Genomic DNA, 21,015 nt, shown 5'->3' with positions numbered 1-21,015 from the left:
CGTCTCTGGGCTACGCCGTTCCCTTGGCGGCGCCTGACGTTCTCCCGTGCCCTTGGCGTCCTCCGGTCCTCTTCGCCGTGCGCTTGGCGGCGCCTGACGTTCTCCCGTGCCCTTGGCGTCTCCGGTCCTCTTCGCCGTGCGCTTGGCGGCGCCTGACGTTCTCCCGTGCCCTTGGCGTCTCCGGTCCTCTTCGCCGTGCGCTTGGCGGCGCCTGACGTTCTCCCGTGCCCTTGGCGTCTCCGGTCCTCTTCGCCGTGCGCTTGGCGGCGCCTGACCTTCTCGCCGTGTCCTCGGCATCCCCGGACCGCGTCGGCCCGCCCTCGGTGTCCCCCCGACGGCTTCGCCGTGCCCTTGGCAGTGCCTGACGTCTTCGCCGTGTCCTCGGCATCCCCCGGACTGCTTCACACGCCCTCGGCGTCCCCCCGACGGCTTTGCCGCCCCAGGCGTCCCCCGGCCGCCCCGACGCCCTTGGGACCACGACCCGCACCCGCGGGCCGGGCCGCATCTCCTGTCTCCGGGGGCCGGCGGGACCCCGTGCCGGTGCCCGGCCGCCCCGTCCCGGCGTCACCGGCCCGGTGACGGTTGTCGCGTCCGGGCCGTCAGGAGGACCATTCCGGAGTCGCCGTAGGCGGGCAGGGTCGGGTCGGGGTCGATGTGGGTGACGTTCAGCTCGTGGGTCAGCGGGGTGAACACTCCCGTGACCGTCTCGGGGTCCACCGGGCAGCCCGGCCAGCGCGAGGCCGGGCCGATGCGGTAGGTGGGCAGGTTCTCCATGAACGCGGCCACGAGCAGCCCGCCCGGGACGACGCAGCGCGCGAAGGCCCGGCAGAAGGCGGCGAACTCCGCGCGGTCCTCGGTGGCGCCCTCGGCGACGAAGTGCATCGACGCCAGGTCGTACCCGCCGGGAGTGAGCTCGCGCACGTCGGCGTGGACGACGTGGACGTCCGCCAGCGCCCCGGCCAGGGTGGCGGGCAGGTCGGGGTTGAGGCGGCGGCACAGCGCGTGGAACGGCAGCCAGCTGGCGTCCGGCCCGCAGAGGATCTGCCGCTCCAGGTAGGCGACGTTGCCGGCCCCCGCCTCGACGGCGTCGATACGGCGGCTCGCGGCGGCCGCGAGGATCAGCGGGTAGAGGTTGGGACCGGCCCCGAACTCGACCGAGCGGTCCAGGGACCTCGGCGGGATACGCCGGTAGAAGGCGGAGTGGTGGGCGATGACCGCCGCGTCGGACGGATGCAGGTCGCGGTAGTTCTCCGCGAGGTAGTCCGCCACCGGCCAGCGGTCCCAGTCCACGTCGTCGTTGTGCGTCGTCATCGCCCTCAGCCCTTCGGCCGCAGCGGGAAACGGGCGGCCAGCCGGGTCAGCGTCCCGTTGAGCCGCTCGATGTCGTCGTCCGAGTTCAGCGCCGTGACCTGGACGCGGAACCCGACCCGGTCGCGCGGGACGAGGGGATGCGCGGCCAGCGTCACGTAGATGCCCTCCTCCCACAGGAACGCCGCGACCGCGTCCAGGTCGTCCGCGTCCACCAGCGGGATCTCGATGATCGGCAGCCGGTCCCGGTTGAGGGTCTCCACGCCCAGCACGTCCAGGTGGTCCAGCACCCGGACCGTCCTGCGGTACAGATCCGCGCGCAGCGCGTCCCCGCGCCTGTCGTTGACGTCCAGGCCGGCCAGCACCGTCGCCAGGGACGCCGTGGGGGAGGGCCCCGAGTACAGATAGGGGGCCGCCGCCGTCTTCAGCCGGTTCTTCATCCCGGTCGGCAGCGCGAGGAAGGCGAGCAGCGACGAGTACGCCTTGGAGAAGCCGCCGGTGAGCACGATCCCCTCGTACGACTCCCCGGTGTGCCGCACCACCCCGTTGCCGCGCATTCCGTACGGGCACGGCTCCCGCGGCCCGCGCTCCCCGATCACCCCGAACCCGTGCGCGTCGTCGATGTACAGGGTCGCCCCCGCCGCGCGGCACACCGCGGCCAGCGCGGGCAGGTCGGGGATGTTGCCGCTCATGCTGTCGACGCCGTCCATGCACACCAGCCGGGGCAGCCCCGTGGGCACCGAGGCCAGCAGCCCCGCCAGCTCCTCGGGGCGCTCGGCGTGGAAACGGTGCAGGGTGGCGCCCTCGCCGCGGGCGACGACGCAGCCGTCGTAGATCGTCCGGTGTGCCGTCGCCTCGACGAAGACATGGCCGCCGTCGGCGAGTACTGGGATCACCGAGGTGTGGATCAGGGTCAGCGTCGGCAGCAGCAGCGTGTCCGGGGCGCCGAGCAGGGCGGCCAGCCGTTCCTCGATGTCGGGGTACAGCCGGGGGCTGCCCAGCAGACGGGACCAGCTGGGGTGGGTGCCCCAGCGCCGCAACGCGGGGTCCACGGCGTCGATGACCTCCGGGTCCCAGTCGAGGCCGAGGTAGTTGCAGGAGGCGAAGTCGATCAGCCAGTCGTCGCCGCTGCGGATGTGCCGGCCCCGCACCTCGTCCAGGACCGCGTCGCTCATCGGGCTGGTCCGCCGCAGGCGCTCCAGGCCCGCGGTGCGGGCAGCCTGTCGCCGGTGCGCGGAGCGGGCGTCGGCGGCGGGCGCCGGCTTCGCATCCGAGTCGGCCTCGACGAACCGGCCGCTGCCGCTGCGACGCAGCACCCGCTCGCTCTGCTCGACCGTCATCGGGCGGGCGAACAGATAGCCCTGACCGAACCGGCACCCCATCCCCGCCAGCAGATCGCGCTGCGCCGGCTCCTCGATGCCCTCGGCGATCACCTGCAGCCCCAGGGTGTCGGCGATCCGCACGATGCCCTCGACCAGCGCGACCTGCTGGGCGTCGCGGGTGATGTCGTCGATGAACGTCTTGTCGATCTTCAGTACGTCGATGGGGAAGTCCCGCAGGTAGCGCAGCGAGGAGAAGCCGGTGCCGAAGTCGTCGACCGCGATCTGCACGCCCAGTTCCTTCAGCGCCCGCAGCATGCCCTGGATCTGGGTGTCGCGCCGCAGCAGCACGGTCTCGGTGAGCTCCAGCTGCAGCGACCCCGGGGCGAGTCCGGGCGTGCGCAGGGCCTCGCCGACCTGGTCGACGAACCCGGCGTCACGGAACTGCCGGGCGGAGACGTTGACACTGACGTACGGCGCCGCGGCGGGGCCCGGCAGCCGTTGCAGGGCGGAGATGTCGTTGACGGCGTTCTCCAGCACCCACGAGCCCAGCGTCCCGATGTGCCCGGTCTCCTCGGCCAGCGAGATGAACTGCTCCGGCGGCATGGGCCGGGGCGGGGCCTGCGGCCAGCGCACCAGCGCCTCGAAGCCGACGACCTCGCCCGCCTTGATGTCCACCACCGGCTGGTAGCGCAGGGTGAACTCCTTGCCGGCGACCGCCCGCGCGAGCCGGTTCTGCAGGTCGTGCCGCTCGACCATGCGGGTGTGCAGCAGGGGACGGAAGCGCCGCCACTGCCGCTTCCCGGCCGCCTTGGCCGCGTACAGCGCGAGGTCGGCGTGGCCGAGCAGTTCCTCCGCGTCGATGCTGTCACGGGCCGTGGCCACCCCGATGCTGGCGGAGACGGTGACCGACTCCTCTTCGAGGGGGAACGGCCGGGTCAGCGTCTGGATCACCTGAGCGGCCAGCAGCTCGGCGTCCAGCGGTTCGCGGGCGTCCTCCATCAGGACGGCGAACTCGTCGCCGCCGAGCCGGGCGGCGGTGTCGCTGCGCCGCAGCGTCTTGGACAGCCGGTCGCCGACGGCCACCAGCAGACGGTCGCCGGCCGAGTGCCCGAGCGTGTCGTTGACCTGCTTGAAGTCGTCGAGGTCGACGAAGAGCAGACAGGTCAGGGACGACTCGCGCCGCCCGCGCAGCAGGGCCCGCTCGATCCGCTCCAGCAGCAGCGTGCGGTTGGGCAGGCCGGTGAGCGAGTCGTGGAAGGCCCGCTGGGTCAGCTCGTGCTCCAGCCGGCGTTGCTCCGTCACGTCGCGCAGGGTGACCACCAGGCCGCCCACGGTCCGCTCGTCCCGGAAGTCGTTGCACCGCACCTCCACCTCGACCCGGCCCGCCCGGTGCCTGACCCACCAGTGGTCGTGGGTGGCCCGCGGTCCCGCCGTCCGCACGGCCGCCAGCTCCCGGGCGGCGCGCTGCCGCTCCCGCGGGTCGACCAGCTCGGGCAGCGGGACGCCGACCAGGTCGGCGGTGCCGAAGACGGTCGCGGCGGACGGGCTGGCGTACCGGATGGTGTCGTCGTCCTCGACGATGAGGATCACGTCCGAGGTGTTGCGCACCAGCGTGCGGAAGTACGCCTCGTTCTCCCGGCGCACGATCTCCTGGCGCAGCACGATGCGTTCCAGGGCCAGGCCCGCGTGCGAGGCGAGGATCTCCAGCGAGCCGCGGGTCTCGGTCAGTTGCCCGGCCGGTCCGTCGACCAGCAGGACGCCGGGGACGTCGCCGTAGGGGCGGTCCGGCGGGATCATCAGGCAGACCAGGACGGTGGCGGACGGCTCCAGCTCGGCGTCGACGCCGAGGTCCCGGGCGGCGACGAGGTGCCCGTGGTGGGGCGCCAGGGCGGCGGCCCGCTCGGCCGGGAGCAGCAGGGTCCGGTGGTCCGCCATGGTGCCCAGCAGATGGCCGACGGCCGTGGCGCAGGCCCGGGCGACCTCCTCCTGGCGGGCCGCGGAGACGAGTGAGACGGCGGCGTTGCGCAGCGTCAGCTCCCGCGCCACGGTGCCGCGGTGGGCCGCGATCATCCCGCCGAGCCGGAAGATCACGAGCAGGAACAGCAGAGCGGAGAAGGCGGCGATCACCGCGGCGTCCCCGGCCGACCCGGTCAGCCCCTCGTAGAACAGGATCGCTGGGGCGATCAAGGTCGCCGAGGCCAGCATGACCAGGCGGCGACCGGGGGCCGGCACCGACCGGTGCCGGGGTGCCGCCGTCGTCAGCTCCACCATGGACGGGTGCAGCGCGGCCTGGCCCCAGGCGGTGTAGAAGACGATCCACCCGAGGTCGAGGGCCGTGCCGACCTGCCAGGTGTCGTTGAGCTGCAGGATGCCGTACACGATGTCGAAGCCGAGCAGCGTCAGCGTGCCGACCCCCAGTAGTTGCACAGAGCGGTTGCGTGCCTGCACCGGGCTGGGGGTGAGCAGCCGGGCCAGCAGTGCCAGCACCAGGATGTCCCCGAGGGGGTAGGCGACGCTGATGGACTGCTGCTGCCAGCTGCGGCCGTCCACCTCGGTGAGCGGTTGCCCCAGGTAGAGCCACACCGGCAGCGCGAGCCCCGCGGTGAGGATCAGCGCGTCGAGCAGGCTGGGCAGGTCGTGCCCCGACCAGCGGTAGCGCACCAGTCCGTACAGCCCGGCCGCGAAGAGCGGGTAGGTGGCCAGGTAGCAGGCGTCCGCGGGGGAGGGGAAGGGGTTGGAGGCGTGGAAGTACTGCTCGACGACGTTGTAGTACGTGTCGCCCGCGATGAACGTCAGCAGGCCGGCGGCCAGCAGCCACCACGGCCAGCGATGGGCGGGCCGGTGGACACGAACACCGGTCAGTACCGCGGCCACGCCCGCGACACCGATGACCGCCCACGCCGGAGTGCGTGCCGCGGGCACCGTCACGTACAGGGTCGTGGCCGCCGCGACCACGGCTGCATGAGCGACCATCAGCCGGTGTGCGGGCAGCAAGGGCAAGCGCCTCCCCCATCGGAGGGGACCGGGTCGTCCACCTGGTCTGCTATCCGTCGAGCCTAGGCACGGGGCGCGCACCGCTGCATCTTGAACGCAGTCCCGCCCGTCTCAGGCGTCCCCGCGGTGAAACCTGCGGTGCAGTGCGCGCACCTGCGGCACCAGCTCCGGTACCGGGCCCTCCACGACCACGTTCGGCGCCACCTCGTTCACCGACAGTGTCCGCACGGGTGCTGGAGGAACCCCCAACTCCCGCAGCCACTCGGACAGTTGCCGTGAGGACGCCACGTACACGATCCGGCCGAGGCCCACCCAGGCGTGGGCGGCCGCGCACATCGGGCAGTGCTCGCCGGAGGTGTACACCGTCGCCGCCGCCCGCTCCTCGGGCGTCAGCCGGGCGGCCGCCCAGCGCGCGAGCTCGAACTCCGGGTGCCGGGTGCCGTCGCCGGAGGCCACCCGGTTGCGGTCCTCGCCGAGTACGGTGCCGTCCCCGCCCACGAGCACCGACCCGAACGGCTCGTCACCGACCCGCAGCGCCTCGGCGGCCAGCTCGACGCACCGGCGCAGATGGGGCAGCTCGATGTCCTTCACGACCATGCCGTACGGCCCTCCTCACGTCCCGACCCTCGAAGACCCGAGCCTATGATCGCCCGCGCGGGGCGGGAAACCGCGCCGCGGGGTAAGGCGGCGGTGGCGAGGGCGGCCGTGGTGAGGCCCGGCGTGCCGAGGACCGCGGGGTTCGGCGGCGGAGACGGTCGCGAGGTTCGGTGCGGCGGCCGGGCCCAGGGCCCGGCATCGGGCCCGAGTACGGCCTGTGACGCTGCACGGCCCGTGATGCTGGCCGACCAGTCATGCCACTCGGCCCGTGACACCGACCGGCCCGTAATGCCGCTCGCCCTATGGCGCTGCCCGGCCTGTGACCCTGGGCGCGTGACGCTGCCCAGCCCGTGATGCCGCTCGGCCCGTGATGCCTCTTGTCCCGTGACGCCGGCCGGCCCGTGATGCTGCTCGCCCTGTGGCGCTGCCCGGCCTGTGACCCTGGGCGCGTGACGCTGCCCAGCCCGTGATGCCGCTCGGCCCGTGATGCCTCTTGTCCCGTGACGCCGGCCGGCCCGTGATGCTGCTCGCCCTGTGGCGCTGCCCGGCCTGTGGCGCTGCTCGGCCTGTGACGCCGACCGGCCCGTGATGCCGCCCGGCCCGTGATGCCTCTCGGCCCGTGATGCCGACGGACGTGTGATGCCACTCGGCCTGTGGCGCTGCCCGGCCTGTGACCCTGGGCGCGTGACGCTGCCCAGCCCGTGATGCCGCTCGGCCCGTGACGCCGAGGGGCGTGCGATGCCGCTTGCCCTGTGGTGCTGCTTAGCCCGTGACGCCGACCGGTCCACAACGCCGCTCGCGACGCCGCCCAGCCCGCGCCCCCGACGCTCGCCGCCCCGCCCCGTAAAGCTGTTGCCGCGTTCGGCGGCGGGTGCTGGAGTGATTCCATGGATCATGCAGCGGTGCTCGCTCTCTTCGACCGTGACATGCGCGAGGGCGCCCAGCCGGACGGCCCCGGCACGCGCGTCGAGCGGGTGGGCGGCGTGGTGCGCCAGGTGTCGACCGCGCGCGGCTGGAACGGCGTCGTCTGGTCCGACCTGGACGGGACGACCGCGCAGGCCGCGATCTCCGAGCAGATCGACTACTTCTCCGGCCTGGGCCGGGAGTTCGAGTGGAAGCTGTACGGCCACGACCGGCCGGTGGACCTGGGGGAGCGGCTGAGGGCCGCCGGGTTCTCGGCCGAGCCCGAGGAGACGCTGATGATCGCCGAGGCCGCCGGTCTGGACCTCGACGCCGAGCCGCCCGAGGGCGTCCGCCTGCTGCCGGTCACCGACGCGGCGGGCGTGCACCTCGTGGCCGACGTGCACGAGAAGGCGTTCGGCACCGACGGCTCCCGCCTGCGTGAGCAACTGCTGGCCCGGCTGGCGGCGGAACCGGACACGATCCTCGCGGTGGTTGCCCTCGCCGGCGAGGAACCGGTCAGCGCGGCCCGTATGGAACTCCTGCCCGGCACCCGGTTCGCCGGGCTGTGGGGAGGCGGCACCGTCGAGGGCTGGCGCGGGCGCGGCGTCTACCGCGCGCTGGTCGCCCACCGTGCCCGCGCGGCCGTCGAGCGCGGCTACCGCTACCTCCAGGTCGACGCCTCCAGCCAGAGCAGGCCCATCCTGGAGCGCCTCGGCTTCGCGCCGCTGACCACGACGACTCCGTACACCTACGTTCCCTAGGCCAGGTCCGGCCGCCCCCGGCAACCGGGGCGAGGTTCGCTTCCGCGGGATGTCACATCCGCGGCGGCCGGGTCCGTCGCATCGGTATGACGACGAACCACACGAACCAGAGCATCCTCCTCGCGGGCGCCGGCGGCGTCCTCGGAGGGCACCTCACCCGTGCCCTGACCGAGGCCGGGCACAAGGTCACCGGGCTCGGCCGGGGACCGGCCCACCAGCTGCGCGCCGACCTCATGGACCGGGACGGGCTGCTGCGCGCCGTCGACGGCCGGCACTTCGACACCGTCGTCCACGCCGCCACCGCGCTGCGCAAGGCGCCGATGCGCCATCGCGACATGTACGCCACCGACGCGCTGCGCGTCGCCGGCACCGCCCACCTCATCGAGGCGGCGCAGGCCACCGGAGCCCGGCGCTTCGTCAGCGAGTCGATGGTCTTCGGCTACGGCTACGGGGACTTCGGCGACCACGTCCTCACCGAGGACGACCCGTTCGGTCCGCGCGGCACCACCCCGGAGCTGGAGCGGCACATCGAGGGAATGCGGATCAAGGAGCAACTCACCTTCGAAGCGGCCGGACTGGCGGGCATCGCGCTGCGCTTCGGCCTGTTCTACGGTCCCGGCGGCACGGACGCCGTCGTGGCGCTGCTGCGCAAGCGGCAACTGCCCGCCCCCGATGACCACGGCCGGGTCCTGCCGTGGATCCACCTCGCCGACGCGGCGCGCGCGGTGACCGCCGCCGTCGAACGCGGCCGGGCCGGCCAGGCGTACAACGTCACCGACCGCACCCCGCTCGGCTTCCGCGCCCATCTCCTGTTCGTGGCCGAGGAGTTCGGCCTGCCGAAGCCGCTGACGGTACCGCTGTGGCTGACCCGGCCCCTGACCTATGCGCACACGATGATGTCGACCTGCATGCGCGTGTCCTCGGCGAAGGCGGAGCGGGAGCTGGGCTGGACGCCCGAGTACGCCTCCTGCCGTGACGGCCTCGCGGCGTCGGCGGCGTCCGCGGCGCACCGTTGAATCGCCAACTGGGGCTGTTCGGACCGCAGTCCGGGGCCGAACGGCCCCGCGTCACCGATCGGCGCGGCTGGCAGTCTCGTCCATGGGTACACCACCCGGGGGACAGCCTCCCGCCGCGTCCGACTCTCCCGCTCAGGGCGCACGGTCGAGGCGACGGGCCCGCCGACTGCTGAGGGGAGCCGCGTCGGCGGGCCTGACCACCGCACCCCGCCAGGGCTGATGACCCCTGCCGGGCCTGACGCATCCCTCAGCGGCGCGCCCTCGTGCGGTCCAGTGCGGCGACGCCCAGCGCGGCGAGGCCGATCTGGATGAGCCACTCGATCCAGTCGATGCCCTTGGTGTCGGCCACGCCGAACGCACTCGCCAACGCCGATCCGATCAGCGCGGCCACGATGCCGACGAGGATCGTCAGCAGGATCCCGATGCGCTGGCGGCCCGGCACGACGAGCCGTCCGAGCACGCCGATGACGATGCCGATCACGATGGCACTGATGATGCCTGAGATCTCCATCTCCACCCCTCTTTCGAAGACCCCCGCACCAGTCACATGCCCCCTGGAGAGGGGGACAGTCCGTTCCGTTTCAAGCACGGGTCAACGTCGGGTCATCTCCCGGGGGCCGGGCCGGTGACGCCTGTTCAGCCCCTGTTCTGCCATGTACCGTTCAATCAATCGCACGGGTCCCGTGCGACCGAGTCTCTACGCGCGCAGATGCCGTTTTTCTACGCGCGTAGGTCCGGCCCCGCATCCCGCACCACTCGTCCCCAACCCCACTCGGAGGTACGCCGGATGCTCACTCGTTCCCGAACCCGCCACAGACTCGCCACGGCCCTCGCGGTCTTCGGTCTGCTCGGCACGGGCGCCGCTCTCCAGGCCACGGCGGGCGCCACCCCCGCCCACGCGGCCACCACCCATCGCGTGCTCTTCGACGACGGTCACGCCGAGGAGGCGGGCAACGCCGACTGGATCATCTCGACCAGCAAGCCCGATCCGCTCGGCCAGGACTCGACCCCGTCCGCCGAGACGGACTGGACGGGCGCGTTGTCGTCCTGGGGTGTGGCGCTGCAGAAGACCGGCAGCTACAGCCTCAAGACGGCCACCAGCGCGCTCACGTACGGCGGCTCGTCGTCCACCGACCTGTCGAACTTCGACACCCTGGTCCTGCCGGAGCCCAACACCCTGTTCACCAGCGCCGAGAAGACGGCGATCATGACGTTCGTCAAGAACGGCGGCGGGCTGTTCATGATCTCCGACCACACCGGAGCCGACCGCAACAACGACGGCTACGACGCGGTCGAGATCCTCAACGACCTGATGACCAACAACAGCGTCGACTCGACCGACCCGTTCGGCTTCTCCATCGACTCGCTGAGCATCAGCTCCGACTACCCGTCCGCCATCAGCGACAGCACCGACCCGGTGCTGCACGGCTCCTTCGGCAACGTCTCCAAGAGCCTCATCGCCAGCGGCACCACCGCCACCCTCAAGCCCGCCGACAACTCCGCGGTCAAGGGCCTGCTCTACCGCACCGGTTACTCCGGCAACACCGGCGCGTTCTTCCTGACGTCCGCCTTCGGCAGCGGCCGCGTCGCCTTCTGGGGCGACAGCTCACCCATCGACGACGGCACCGGCCAGTCGGGCAACACCCTCTACGACGGCTGGAACGACTCCGGCGCCACCAATGCCGCCCTGGCCCTGAACGCCACCGCGTGGCTGGCCGGCGCGGGCAGCAGCAGCGGAGGCGGCGGGGGCTCGGGCACCTGCACCGCCGCCCAGCTGCTCGGCAACAACGGCTTCGAGTCGGGCAGCACCACCTGGAGCGCCTCCAGCGGGGTGATCACCAACTCGACGGGTGAGTCCGCGCGTTCGGGCTCGTACTACGCCTGGCTGGACGGTTACGGCAGCGCCACCACCGACACGCTGTCGCAGTCGGTGACCATCCCGTCCGGCTGCACCACCGCCGCCCTGAGCTTCTATCTCCATGTCGACACGGCGGAGACCAGTACCAGCACGGCCTACGACACCCTCAAGGTCCAGGTCCTCAACAGCTCCGGGACCGTGCTGGGCACCCTGGCGACGTACTCGAACCTCAACGCCGCGAGCGGCTACACCCAGCGCAGCTTCAATCTCGCGAGCTACGCCGGCCAGACCGTCACGCTGAAGTTCACCGGCACCGAGGGCTCCACCCTGCAGACCTCCTTCGTCATCGACGACACGGCCCTGAACGTCAGTTGAGACCCGCGGGGCCCGGCCGCCGGGCCGGGCCCCTCAGGTTCAGGCGGCCGGGACCGTGTGCTCCGGCGTGTTCCAGCCGGAGATTCGCAGACGCGGCGCCGAGCCGTGCAGATCGGCCGTGCGGCAGCGGGCGGTGAGCGTCACCGACTCGCCCGGCCACAGACTCACCTCGTTGTCCGACCACCGCACGGGCAGCACCGGCCGTCCCTCGGCGTCCACCAGGTGGACGTCCGTCAGCAGCGACGGGGTTGTGCCGTTGCCCGTGTTGCGCAGGGTGACCGTCGTCGTGGACGTGCCGTGCGAGGTCACCGTCGACGCCGTGGCCGACACCGGGACCCGCGCCATGGAGGCCAGGCCCCTGAGATCGGCGTAGCTCGTCGTCGGCGTGTAGTACCAGTCGGTGTGGGCCCAGTCGAGCGTGTCGGGCCTGGTGGACAGCCAGTAGACGTTCCGGCTGACCTCCTTGCCGGAGCTGTCGGTCAGGGTCAGCCGCAGCAGGTACGTCGTCGCCAGTCCGCTCACCGACGAGGGCAGGGTGAGTGCCCTGGCGTGCGCGCCGTCGCCCTTCACCGTCGCGCCGGTGACCGTCTTGCCGTACTTCTGTGAGCCGTCGGGGTTGAACAGGGCCGCCCGGACGGTGAGGCCGGATGCTGCCGTGTGCCGGTTGTCGACGACCACCACCGAACGGTCGTCGTAGGAGTACTGGACGTGCAGCGGCTCGTTCGCCTTCCTGGCCCCGAAGTAGGCGCCGCCCTGGTCGAGGTAACGGTCCGTCAGCTGCCAGTGCAGCGAGGTCCATCCGCTGTTGAACATCCAGTACACGACGCCGGTCGAGGGCTTGGCGGCGTCGGTGGCGTTGCGCCCGTACGCCTCGAACTGGGCGCGGACGTTCTCGTACTGGGCGAGCTGGGCCTTCTTGACGTAGTCGGTCAGGCCGGTGGGGGCGCCGTAGCGGCCGGCGAGGGCGTCGTCGTAGAGCTTGAGGGTGCCGAAGGTGGACGACGGTGAGCGGTGGTACTGCCTGGCGCTCGGGTCCTTCCAGAGGGTGTCCAGTTCGGCCGGGGTCATCATGCGGCGCAGCGTGTCGAGGGTGGGGATGTCGGGGCCCGCGCTGGTCTCGGAGTTGAAGCCGGTGGCGCCGCCCTCGCGCTTGGCGTACCAGTAGCCGGGTGGGATCCAGTCGTAGGGGCCGGTCATCTTCATGCCCGAACTGCCCAGTCGGGGCGAGGCGTTGTCGGAGGCGGCGGCCACGACGGGGGTGTTCCAGTCGGCTGCCTTCAGCGCGTCCAGGTAGGTCTTCTCGATCGTCGCGTCGGGGGCGAAGTCACTGCCGATCAGGAAGGAGACGACGCTTGGGTGGTCGCGCAGCCGGGCGGCCTCGGCGGCCATCGACGCCTTGGCGACGGGGTAGTCGGCGGCCGTCCACTTGTCGCCGGGCTCGTCGCCGTTGACCTGGCCCTCCCACTTGTCGCAGCACTCCCAGCCCGGCAGCGTGAGGATGCCGTAGCGGTCGGCGAGGTCGAAGAACTCGTCCGGTTCGAGGTGGCCTTCCAGGCGGATGGTGTTGAGGCCCAGGTCGAGGGCGTACCTCAGGCGGTCCTCGACGTACTTTCGGTCCCAGCGCAGGAACTCGTCCGGTGACCAGCCGCCGCCCTTGATCAGCAGTGCGCGTCCGTTCACCCGGTACTGACGGGCGCCGTCGGAGTTCAGGGGTGCCTTGACGTCGCGGATGCCGAAGGTCTCGTGCGCGGTGTCGGAGGGGGCGCCGGAGACGGACGCCGTGAGGTGCAGGTCGTACACGGGCTGACCGCCCATGCCGGCGGGCCACCACACCTTCGGGGACGTCAGGTGCAGGCCGGGCACGTCGGAGGGGGTGAAGGTCACGGTCCTGGTCTCGTGGGCGGCGAGGGAGACGGGCCGGCTGAACGTCGTCGGACCGATGCTGCCGGAGACCGTGGCCGTCACCGGTGCGCCGGAGTCGTTGCGGGCCCGCGCCTTGACCGTCAGGTCCGCCGAGGCGAGCGAGGGGACGTCCAGCTTCGTCACCACGTGGGCGTCGCGCAGGGCGACCGGGCCGCCGCGGCGGACCACGACGTCACGCACGATGCCCATGTTCTCGTCGGGGGGCGGCTGGAGCCAGTCGATCCAGCCCATGGTGAGGTTCTTGACCGGGTCGTTGGGCCGGATGCGGAAGGCCACCGTGTTCGTGCCCCTGCGGACCAGGGAGGTGACGTCCAGCTCGTGGTGGGTGTAGGCGCCGGTGACGTCCTTCGCGGTGGCGACCCGCTTGCCGTCGACGTACACGTCCGCCGCCGAGATCACCCCGCTGAAGTCGAGGTAGGTGCGCGCGGAGGTGTCGGCGACGGTGAAGTCGGAGCGGTACCACCAGGGAACCCGGAAGTCGGCCTTGGGGATCTTTTGCTGGTCGGTCGAGTAGAAGGGGTCGGCGTACACGCCGTCGGCGAGCAGGGCCGCCAGGACGGTGGAGCGCGGTCCGGCCCGGTGCCAGCCGGTCGCCGGGTAGCCGGGGGAGGAGACGGCGGACGCCGGGTCGGAGACCTCGGCCGTCGACCGGATGGCATAGCCGGACAGTGCGGTCGCGGCGCCCGGCGCTGCGGGGATCCTGGTGACCGGGGCGGGCGGGTCCTGCCGGCCCGGGTCCGGTCCGCCGGCCCAGGCGCTGGTGGTGAGGGAACCCAGCAGTCCCAGGATCGCGGTCGCCGTGGCGAGACGCTGTCTGTTCACGGAGGCTCCAGCTTTCGTAAAGTTAGGAAACTTTACTAACGCGAGGCAGGCTAGGACCCGACGGTGAGCCTGTCAATCACCCCCGCCCGTGCGCGAGTTGGTCAGGAGGCGGCCGACCGGCGCTCGAACACCACGTCCCGAGCGGTGTCGAGAGCGGTCGCCACCGCGCCCAGCAGCACCGCGTCCTCGCCCAGCCGGCTGGGCGCGATCCTGGGCCGCAACGGGGTCAGCGCACGGAGGTTGTCGCGCACCGGCTGCAGCAGCAGGTCCACGCTGTGGCCGACACCGCCGCCCAGGACGACGAGGTCCGGATCGAGCACCGCCGCGGCGGCCGCCACCGTGTACGCGATGCGCTCGCCCTCCAGGCGGACCGCCCGGACCGCCGCGTCGTTGCCCTGCCGGGCCGCGTCGAACACGGCCTTGGCCGTGAGCTGCCCGCTCATGCCGAACCGCCGTGCCGCCTCCACGACGGCCACCCCCGACACCGCGTCCTCCAGCCGGGCCGGCTTCTGCTGCCCCGGCCACGGCAGGAACCCGATCTCCCCGGCCAGCCCGTGCGCCCCGGTGAACAGCCGCCCCTCGCTCACCACGCCCATGCCGAGCCCGGTGCCGATCAGGATGTAGGCGAACAGCCGGCTGCCCGCGCCCACCCCGTACGTGTACTCGCCCAGGGCGGCCAGATTGGCGTCGTTGTGCACCTCCAGCGGGACGCCCAGCTCCGCCCGCATCCGGTCGAAGAGACCGGCGCGCCCCCAGCCCGGCAGGTGCATGGCGTAGCGCACCCGGCGCTGCTTCTCGTCGTAGACGCCGGGCGTGCCCACCACCGCGTGCACCACTTCCTCCGGTGCCACGCCCGACCCGGCGACCACCTGGCGGGCCGTCGTCACCACCAGGTCGGCGAGCGCGCCCGAACTGCGCGCCCGGTTGCGCACGTCGGAGCGGGCGACCACGGTGCCGTCCAGGTCGGCCACGGCCACCCGCAGCCAGCTGCGGCCGATGTCGATGCCGAGGGCGTGGCCGGCGGCGGGGTCCGGCGCGTACAGGACCGCCGTACGGCCGCGCTCGGGCGCGTGGGTGCCCGCCTCGCGCACCAGCCCCGCCGACTCCAGCGAGGCGAGCGCGCTGGAGACGGTCGGCTTGGACAGACCGGTGTCGCGGGCGAGCTGCGCCCGGGACGCGGCGCCGGACGCGCGCAGCCGGTCCAGGAGCAACCGCTCGTTGGTGCTGCGCAACCGCTGCCGGTTCCAGGGCTGTTCCTGCTGCTCCACGACGTCACCGGCGGCCATCGCACCATTCTGGCGCATACGGGCTCCCCTCTTGACGCATCAAGTAAGGCTCCTTAACTTTATCGGCCAGTCAGCCACCGGATACCGGCCCGCACGCCGTAACCCGCCCTTTCGCCCCGCACCCACCCCCAGGAGCCCTCATGTCCGGTAGCCCGCCACCCAACGGTGGCTTCGTCCGTCGCGTCGGCCGGTTCCAGGCCACAGCGATCAACATGAGCCAGATGTGCGGCATCGGCCCGTTCGTCACGATCCCACTCATGGTCGCCGCCTTCGGCGGCCCCCAGGCGGTGATCGGATTCATCGCGGGCGCGATCCTGGCGCTGGCCGACGGACTGGTCTGGGCCGAGCTCGGCGCGGCCATGCCCGGTTCCGGCGGCAGCTACGTCTATCTGCGCCAGGCCTTCCAGTACCGCACCGGCCGGCTGATGCCGTTCCTCTTCGTCTGGACGGCGATGCTCTTCATTCCGCTGATCATGTCCACGGGCGTGGTCGGCTTCGTGCAGTACCTCGGCTACCTGGCCCCCGATCTGACGAAGACCCAGGGGGACCTGATCGGCCTCGGGATCGTCGCGCTCGTCGTGCTGCTGCTGTGGCGCGGCATCGAGAACATCGCCCGGATCACCGCCGTGATGTGGACGGTCATGATCGCCTCGGTCTTCCTGGTGATCCTGGCCGCCGCCACCGACTTCAGCCCGCACCTGGCCTTCACCTACCCGGCGGACGCCTTCGACCTGGGCAGCAACCACTTCTGGATCGGCTTCGCCGCCGGTCTGACCATCGGCATCTACGACTACCTCGGCTACAACACCACGGCCTACATGGGGGCCGAGATCAAGGACCCCGGCCGTACGCTGCCCCGCTCGATCATCTTCTCCATCCTCGGCATCATGGCGATCTACCTGCTGCTGCAGATCGGCACCCTGGGCGTCATCGACTGGCACCGCATGACCGACCCGAACGACATCGCCTCCACCTCCGTGGCCTCGGCGGTGCTGGAGAAGACCTGGGGCAAGGGGGCGGCCGACACGGTCACCGTGCTCATCCTGATCACGGCGTTCGCCTCCGTGTTCACCGGTCTGCTCGGCGGCTCGCGCGTGCCCTACGACGCGGCCCGCGAACGCGTCTTCTTCCGCCCCTACGCCAAGCTCCACCCCCGGCACCGCTTCCCGATGCTGGGCCTGGCCACCATGGGAGTGATCACCGCCGTCGGCTTCCTCATCGGCCGGCACACCGACCTCGCGACCCTGATCCAGCTGCTGACGACGGTGATGGTGCTCGTTCAGGCGCTCGCCCAGATCGTCGCCCTGACGGTGCTGCGCAAACGGCAACCCACGCTGCGCCGCCCCTATCGCATGTGGCTCTACCCCCTGCCGAGCATCGTCGCCTTCGTCGGCTGGTGCGTGATCTACGGCTACGCGGACAAGAACTCGCCGGGCCGCCACCCCATCGAGTGGTCCCTGGCCTGGCTGGCCCTGGGCGGTGTCGCCTATGTGCTGTGGGCCCGCTTCGAGAAGGTGTGGCCGTTCGGACCGAAGGAGATCACCGAGGAGTACCTGAAGGCCGAGGACCCCGACGTGGCACCCGCGGGAGCCTGAGCCACTAAGATTTCCGCATCTCACAGGCCTCCCCGGCCGGACATGCTCCGCCGGGGAGGCTTTTCGCATGTCCGGACCCTTTCGGCCGACCTCAGGAGTGCCTCATGCCCGTTGTGTCCGTCCGCCTCGCGACCGCCGCGGACCGGCCGGTCGTCGAGCGACTGTGGCTGATGTTCCGTCATGACCTGTCGGGCCTGCGCGGCGTGCTGCCGAACCCGGACGGCACCTTCCGCGGCGACCGGGTCGAGGCGGCCTTCGCCGAGGACGGCTGGGCGCCGTACCTCTTCCACCGCGACGACCACCCCGTCGGCTTCGCCTTCGTCCGGGCGCTGGACGCCCCGGTGCGTGTGCTGAACAGCTTCTTCGTGGTGCGCGGCGCGCGACGGGCGGGCATCGGTCTGCGGGCCGTGCGGCAGGTGGTGGCCAGGCACCCGGGGCCCTGGGAGGTCGCCTTCCAGTACGACAACGAGGCGGCGGTGCGCTTCTGGCGCCGCGCCGCCCGCGAACTCGCCGGTCACGCCTGGTCGGAGGAGGCGCGGCCGGTGCCGGACCGGCCCGGACTGCCGCCCGACGCGTGGATCTCCTTCACCGTCGGCGAGACCGGATCATTGACATGCAGGTAATTACCTGCATAACGTTGGGTGTGCGAGAAGAGAGCGACTCCGGGATGGACAAGGTCTTCAAGGCGCTGGCCGACGACACGCGAAGGCGGCTGCTGGACCGGCTGCACGAGCACAACGGCCAGACACTGGGCGAGCTGTGCGGGCGCATCGACATGACACGCCAGTCGGTGACCCAGCACCTGGCAGTCCTCGAGGCCGCGAACCTCGTCAGCACGGTGCGGCGGGGGCGGGAGAAGCTGCACTACCTCAACCCGGTCCCACTGCACGAGATCCAGGAACGGTGGATCGACAAGTTCGAGCGCCCGCGCCTGAGCGCGCTCGGCGCCGTGAAACGACAAGCCGAGGAAGCCATGACCGACAAGCCCACGTTCGTGTACGTCACCTACATCCGCAGCACGCCCGAGAAGGTCTGGGAGGCGCTCACCGACGCCGACCTGACCGCCTCCTACTGGGGCCACAGCAACGTCTCGGACTGGCGTCGGGGTTCACGCTGGGAGCACGTCCGCACGGACGGCTCCGGCATCGCCGACGTCGTCGGCACCGTCGTGGAGAGCGAGCCCCCCACGCGTCTGGTCGCCACCTGGGTGGATCCGCAGAAGGAGGGTCAGGAGGACACCTACGCCCGGGTCACCTTCGACATCACCCCGCACGAGGACATCGTCCGCCTCACCGTCACGCACGAGGACCTGTGGGACGAGGGCGCGCTGTCCGACGTGTCGCTCGGCTGGCCCGCGGTGCTGTCCAACCTCAAGTCCCTGCTGGAGACCGGCAGTCCGCTGCCGCAGGAGCCGTGGCTGGTCCCCGGCCGCTGAGCACGACCGCGGGAGGGGCCTCCGGGGGGCGCCGACCCTCCCCGGAGGCCGTCGGGGAGGAGGGGAGCTCCCCGACCCGCCGGACCGTCAGCCGGTCCCAGGGTTCACTCCTACTTCCGTGGCAGGGCGCCCGGCGGATGCGGAGCGGCGCCGCAGATTCCCGTGCCACCGGCGCGCCAGGACCACGGCCCCGACCAGGGCCAGCAGCACCCCCACGGGCCCCGGCAGCGCCGCCGACGCTCTCCCGCCGGGCCCGGCCGGCACGTGCGTCCGCTCGGCGATCGCCCGCCGCACCAGGGCGGGAGGCCGCCGGGCCGCGCCGCCGCCCGGCCGGGTGCTCCGGCCCGCCGCGACGGCCCGCAGCAGCCCCGCAAGCGCGTCGGCGCACTGCAGGCACTCCGCCACGTGCCCCTCGGCCGCCACGACGTCCGCGGAGCGGGACAGCCGGCTCCCGTCGAGGGCGATGGCCACGAGGAGGTCCGGTGGTACGTGGCCGACGCGGTACGGGCCGGGCATGCGCCGCCCCTTTCTCGTACGGGTGGGTTCACAGCGGCGCAGCGTTTCTGCGTCGAAAGGAGGTGCGAGTGGTCACTCGTGAGCCTTTCAGAGGTCCTCCTCCTGCAGGCGCCGCCGCAACTGGTGCAGGCCGCGGCGCGCATGGCTCTTCACGGTGCCCAGCGGCCAGCCTGTGCGCTCGGCGATCTGCGTCTGGGTGAGGTCCTCGTAGAAGGCCAGCCGTAGCACCCGCTGCTGAGGAGCGGGCAGCCTGGCCAGCTCGTCCAGCACGAGCACACGGTCGAGGGCGGCGTCGGGCTGCGCGGCCGAGGGGTCGGACGAGGACAGGGACGACGACGAACCGACGGAGGCCACGGTCGCCAGTCGGCGGGTGCGAGCCGAGAGCGCGTCGGCGATCTTGCGCCGGGTGATACCGACGATCCAGCCCCCGACGGTGCCGCGCTCCGGCCGGAAGGCCCGGCGTCCGCGCCACACCCCGAGGAACACCTGCTGGGTGACGTCCTCCGCCTCCTTCGCGTCGCCCAGAGATCGCCAGGCCAGCGAGTGCACCAGCGACGACCAGCGACGGTAGGCCGCCTCCAGGCAGTACTCGTCGCCCTCGGCCAGTCCACGGGCGAGTTCGTCCTCGGTCGGCGAATCCGCCGCCGGGGCCTGTGACGGTGGGTAGGGGCCGGGGCCGGGGCGGGCTGCCGCGGGGGCCGGTGCGACGGTGCTGCGCTGCGGGCACATGTGCGGCTCCTCGCGTCGGACGAGCGGGCGGATCGGGCGCGGCCGCCCGGGCGGCCGCCGGTCCGTTCATGCTGAGAGCCCGTGGACAAGGTCATCAACTCGCATCGTTTCTGCGTCGTATAGGCTCGTCGCATGAGCGAAGCGGCCGCCTACGGGGATGCCACGCACGGCGAGGACCGGGGCGAGGCGCAGCCCGCCACCGAGGCGGGTGTGCCCCTGACGACCGGGGCCCTGGCCCGGCGGCTCGGGGTCTCGCCCACCACGCTGCGCTCCTGGGACCGCCGCTACGGCATCGGCCCGGCGGCCCGCGCCGACGGACGGCACCGCCGCTGGACCCGGCAGGACGTCGCGGTGCTGGAGGCGATGTGCCGGCTGACCTCGTCGGGGGTACCGCCCGCGGAGGCGGCCCGGGCCGCGAAGGAGACGGCCGAGGCCCTGCCCGGAACGGCCGAGACGTACGTCCAGCCCTCGCCGCCGAGCCGCTCGAAAGCGGCCGGCACCCTGCCCCTCGGCGATGTCCGCCAGGAGTGCCGGGGGCTGGCCCGCGCCGCCGTACGCCTGGACGCCCCGGCCGTCGAGGCGCAACTGGCCGCCGCCGTCGAGCAGTACGGCATCGCCGTCGCCTGGCAGGAGGTGATGGCGCCGACCCTGCACGCCGTGGGACGCAAGTGGGCCTCCTCCGGCGACCGCTACGTCGAGGTCGAGCACATGCTGTCCTGGCACGTCTCCACCACCCTGCGCAGGCACACCCCGGCCCCCGAACGGCAGGGCGATGTCTCGGCCACCGGGCCCGTCCTGCTGGCCTGTGTCCCCGGTGAACAGCACACCCTGGCGATCGAGGCGCTCAACGCCGCCCTGGGCGCGCTCCACCTTCCGACACGGATGTTCGGCGCCGCCGTACCGGTGGAGGCGCTCACCGCGGCGGTGCAGCGGCTGGGGCCGTCGGCCGTGGTGCTGTGGGCGCAGGCGCGCTCCACCGCCAGCCTGCCGCTGGCCCGGCACGTCGCCGACACCCAGTGGGGGGTCAAGGGCGCGCGGCGCGGGCCACTGGTCGTCCTGGCCGGACCCGGCTGGTCCGGCCCCTCGGCGCGGGGCCTGCCCAGGCCGCAGACCCTGAACCAGGCCCTGGACCTCCTCTCCGGCGCCCACCACGGCGAGACGGCCGGCGAACGCCCCTGACGACCCGCCCCCACGCCGACCACCACCGCGTGCCGGCGGCACACCGACTGCCGACGAGCGACGGCGGCAGCCAGGGGCGCGGGGTCGGGTGCTGCCGTGCGGCCGGCCGCGGTCACGGGAGGGCCGTGCGGCGCATGGGGGGCGTCGGGGGAATCGGCTCAGGCAGCCGGCCCTGGGGTGGCCGCGGGGCGGTGGCCGGTGGCGGTCATGGGAAGGCTGTCGGGTGGATGGGGGGGTCGGGGGAATCGGCTCAGGCAGCCGGCCCTGGGGTGGCCGCGGGGCGGTGGCCGGTGGCGGTCATGGGAGGGCTGTCGGGTGGATGGGGGTGTCGGGGGAATCGGCTCAGGCACCCGGTCCGGGGGTGGCCGCGGGTCGGTGGCCGGTGGCGGTCGCGGG

Annotated in this window: 15 protein-coding genes; 7 read left to right on the top strand and 8 right to left on the bottom strand. The window is 72.5% G+C overall.

The annotated features are described in order from the left end of the window. Window positions 1-564 precede the first annotated feature (564 nt). From M8J74_RS15950 to M8J74_RS15940, 3 genes are all read right to left on the bottom strand, one after another. Window positions 565-1,311: an NNMT/PNMT/TEMT family class I SAM-dependent methyltransferase gene (locus M8J74_RS15950; RefSeq protein WP_249837029.1), complete on the bottom strand. Its 747-nt coding sequence runs from the start codon at window positions 1,309-1,311 to the stop codon at window positions 565-567. Between the two features lie 5 nt (window positions 1,312-1,316). Continuing rightward, window positions 1,317-5,603, bottom strand: coding sequence for an aminotransferase class I/II-fold pyridoxal phosphate-dependent enzyme (locus M8J74_RS15945; RefSeq protein ID WP_249837100.1), 4,287 nt, complete (start codon window positions 5,601-5,603; stop codon window positions 1,317-1,319). A 132-nt stretch (window positions 5,604-5,735) separates the two neighbouring features. Beyond that, a complete protein-coding gene (locus tag M8J74_RS15940; RefSeq protein ID WP_249837028.1) occupies window positions 5,736-6,221 on the bottom strand; it encodes a nucleoside deaminase in 486 nt (161 codons plus the stop codon). 887 nt (window positions 6,222-7,108) lie between these two features. Here M8J74_RS15940 and M8J74_RS15935 point away from each other — a divergent pair. Together M8J74_RS15935 and M8J74_RS15930 are read left to right on the top strand one after the other, a co-directional pair. After that, window positions 7,109-7,885, top strand: coding sequence for a GNAT family N-acetyltransferase (locus M8J74_RS15935; protein ID WP_249837027.1), 777 nt, complete (start codon window positions 7,109-7,111; stop codon window positions 7,883-7,885). A gap of 86 nt (window positions 7,886-7,971) precedes the next feature. Beyond that, a complete protein-coding gene (locus tag M8J74_RS15930) occupies window positions 7,972-8,901 on the top strand; it encodes an NAD-dependent epimerase/dehydratase family protein (protein WP_249837026.1) in 930 nt (309 codons plus the stop codon). A gap of 247 nt (window positions 8,902-9,148) precedes the next feature. Here the strand turns inward: M8J74_RS15930 and M8J74_RS15925 are convergent, their stop codons facing one another. After that, window positions 9,149-9,412, bottom strand: a complete 264-nt coding sequence (locus M8J74_RS15925) for a GlsB/YeaQ/YmgE family stress response membrane protein (protein ID WP_058928599.1) — start codon at window positions 9,410-9,412, stop codon at window positions 9,149-9,151. A gap of 276 nt (window positions 9,413-9,688) precedes the next feature. Between M8J74_RS15925 and M8J74_RS15920 the strand changes: the two genes are divergently transcribed. Beyond that, window positions 9,689-11,134, top strand: coding sequence for a M6 family metallopeptidase (locus tag M8J74_RS15920; protein WP_249837025.1), 1,446 nt, complete (start codon window positions 9,689-9,691; stop codon window positions 11,132-11,134). A 39-nt stretch (window positions 11,135-11,173) separates the two neighbouring features. Here the strand turns inward: M8J74_RS15920 and M8J74_RS15915 are convergent, their stop codons facing one another. Beyond that, on the bottom strand, window positions 11,174-13,879 hold the full coding sequence (locus M8J74_RS15915) for a glycoside hydrolase family 2 protein (RefSeq protein WP_249837024.1): 2,706 nt from the start codon (window positions 13,877-13,879) through the stop codon (window positions 11,174-11,176). Window positions 13,880-13,980: 101 nt separating this feature from the next. Beyond that, on the bottom strand, window positions 13,981-15,165 hold the full coding sequence (locus M8J74_RS15910) for an ROK family transcriptional regulator (RefSeq protein ID WP_249837099.1): 1,185 nt from the start codon (window positions 15,163-15,165) through the stop codon (window positions 13,981-13,983). 140 nt (window positions 15,166-15,305) lie between these two features. On the opposite strand from M8J74_RS15910, the gene M8J74_RS15905 reads away from it, so the two are divergent. From M8J74_RS15905 to M8J74_RS15895, 3 genes are all read left to right on the top strand, one after another. After that, window positions 15,306-16,760 carry an APC family permease gene (locus M8J74_RS15905; RefSeq protein ID WP_249837023.1) on the top strand — a complete coding sequence of 485 codons (1,455 nt, stop codon included), beginning with the start codon at window positions 15,306-15,308 and terminating at the stop codon, window positions 16,758-16,760. 104 nt (window positions 16,761-16,864) lie between these two features. Beyond that, window positions 16,865-17,383 (top strand): GNAT family N-acetyltransferase, encoded by a 519-nt coding sequence (locus M8J74_RS15900; RefSeq protein WP_249837022.1) that lies wholly within the window; start codon window positions 16,865-16,867, stop codon window positions 17,381-17,383. Window positions 17,384-17,427: 44 nt separating this feature from the next. After that, window positions 17,428-18,195, top strand: coding sequence for an ArsR/SmtB family transcription factor (locus tag M8J74_RS15895; RefSeq protein WP_058927244.1), 768 nt, complete (start codon window positions 17,428-17,430; stop codon window positions 18,193-18,195). Window positions 18,196-18,282: 87 nt separating this feature from the next. Here M8J74_RS15895 and M8J74_RS15890 read toward each other — a convergent pair whose 3' ends face one another. Together M8J74_RS15890 and M8J74_RS15885 are read right to left on the bottom strand one after the other, a co-directional pair. Further along, window positions 18,283-18,711 carry a hypothetical protein gene (locus tag M8J74_RS15890; RefSeq protein ID WP_249837021.1) on the bottom strand — a complete coding sequence of 143 codons (429 nt, stop codon included), beginning with the start codon at window positions 18,709-18,711 and terminating at the stop codon, window positions 18,283-18,285. Between the two features lie 87 nt (window positions 18,712-18,798). Further along, window positions 18,799-19,440 carry a sigma-70 family RNA polymerase sigma factor gene (locus tag M8J74_RS15885; protein ID WP_249837020.1) on the bottom strand — a complete coding sequence of 214 codons (642 nt, stop codon included), beginning with the start codon at window positions 19,438-19,440 and terminating at the stop codon, window positions 18,799-18,801. A gap of 132 nt (window positions 19,441-19,572) precedes the next feature. On the opposite strand from M8J74_RS15885, the gene M8J74_RS15880 reads away from it, so the two are divergent. Then, the gene (locus tag M8J74_RS15880; RefSeq protein WP_249837019.1) at window positions 19,573-20,619 is read left to right on the top strand and encodes a MerR family transcriptional regulator; all 1,047 of its coding nucleotides are present in this window, start codon (window positions 19,573-19,575) and stop codon (window positions 20,617-20,619) included. Window positions 20,620-21,015 lie beyond the last annotated feature (396 nt).

The organism is Streptomyces panaciradicis (genome assembly GCF_023516615.1).
In the GTDB taxonomy this organism is placed as follows: Bacteria; Actinomycetota; Actinomycetes; order Streptomycetales; family Streptomycetaceae; genus Streptomyces; species Streptomyces panaciradicis.
The sequence above is the reverse complement of the archived record's forward strand: the minus strand, read 5'-3'. Positions and strand labels throughout refer to the sequence as shown.

Bases quoted from the DNA above. Each gene is read 5' to 3' on its own strand.
- M8J74_RS15950 (WP_249837029.1), bottom strand. From the start codon at position 1,311: ATGACGACGCACAACGACGACGTGGACTGGGACCGCTGGCCGGTGGCG.
- M8J74_RS15945 (WP_249837100.1), bottom strand. From the start codon at position 5,603: ATGGTCGCTCATGCAGCCGTGGTCGCGGCGGCCACGACCCTGTACGTG.
- M8J74_RS15940 (WP_249837028.1), bottom strand. From the start codon at position 6,221: ATGGTCGTGAAGGACATCGAGCTGCCCCATCTGCGCCGGTGCGTCGAG.
- M8J74_RS15935 (WP_249837027.1), top strand. From the start codon at position 7,109: ATGGATCATGCAGCGGTGCTCGCTCTCTTCGACCGTGACATGCGCGAG.
- M8J74_RS15930 (WP_249837026.1), top strand. From the start codon at position 7,972: ATGACGACGAACCACACGAACCAGAGCATCCTCCTCGCGGGCGCCGGC.
- M8J74_RS15925 (WP_058928599.1), bottom strand. From the start codon at position 9,412: ATGGAGATCTCAGGCATCATCAGTGCCATCGTGATCGGCATCGTCATC.
- M8J74_RS15920 (WP_249837025.1), top strand. From the start codon at position 9,689: ATGCTCACTCGTTCCCGAACCCGCCACAGACTCGCCACGGCCCTCGCG.
- M8J74_RS15910 (WP_249837099.1), bottom strand. From the start codon at position 15,165: ATGGCCGCCGGTGACGTCGTGGAGCAGCAGGAACAGCCCTGGAACCGG.
- M8J74_RS15905 (WP_249837023.1), top strand. From the start codon at position 15,306: ATGTCCGGTAGCCCGCCACCCAACGGTGGCTTCGTCCGTCGCGTCGGC.
- M8J74_RS15900 (WP_249837022.1), top strand. From the start codon at position 16,865: ATGCCCGTTGTGTCCGTCCGCCTCGCGACCGCCGCGGACCGGCCGGTC.
- M8J74_RS15895 (WP_058927244.1), top strand. From the start codon at position 17,428: ATGGACAAGGTCTTCAAGGCGCTGGCCGACGACACGCGAAGGCGGCTG.
- M8J74_RS15890 (WP_249837021.1), bottom strand. From the start codon at position 18,711: ATGCCCGGCCCGTACCGCGTCGGCCACGTACCACCGGACCTCCTCGTG.
- M8J74_RS15885 (WP_249837020.1), bottom strand. From the start codon at position 19,440: ATGTGCCCGCAGCGCAGCACCGTCGCACCGGCCCCCGCGGCAGCCCGC.
- M8J74_RS15880 (WP_249837019.1), top strand. From the start codon at position 19,573: ATGAGCGAAGCGGCCGCCTACGGGGATGCCACGCACGGCGAGGACCGG.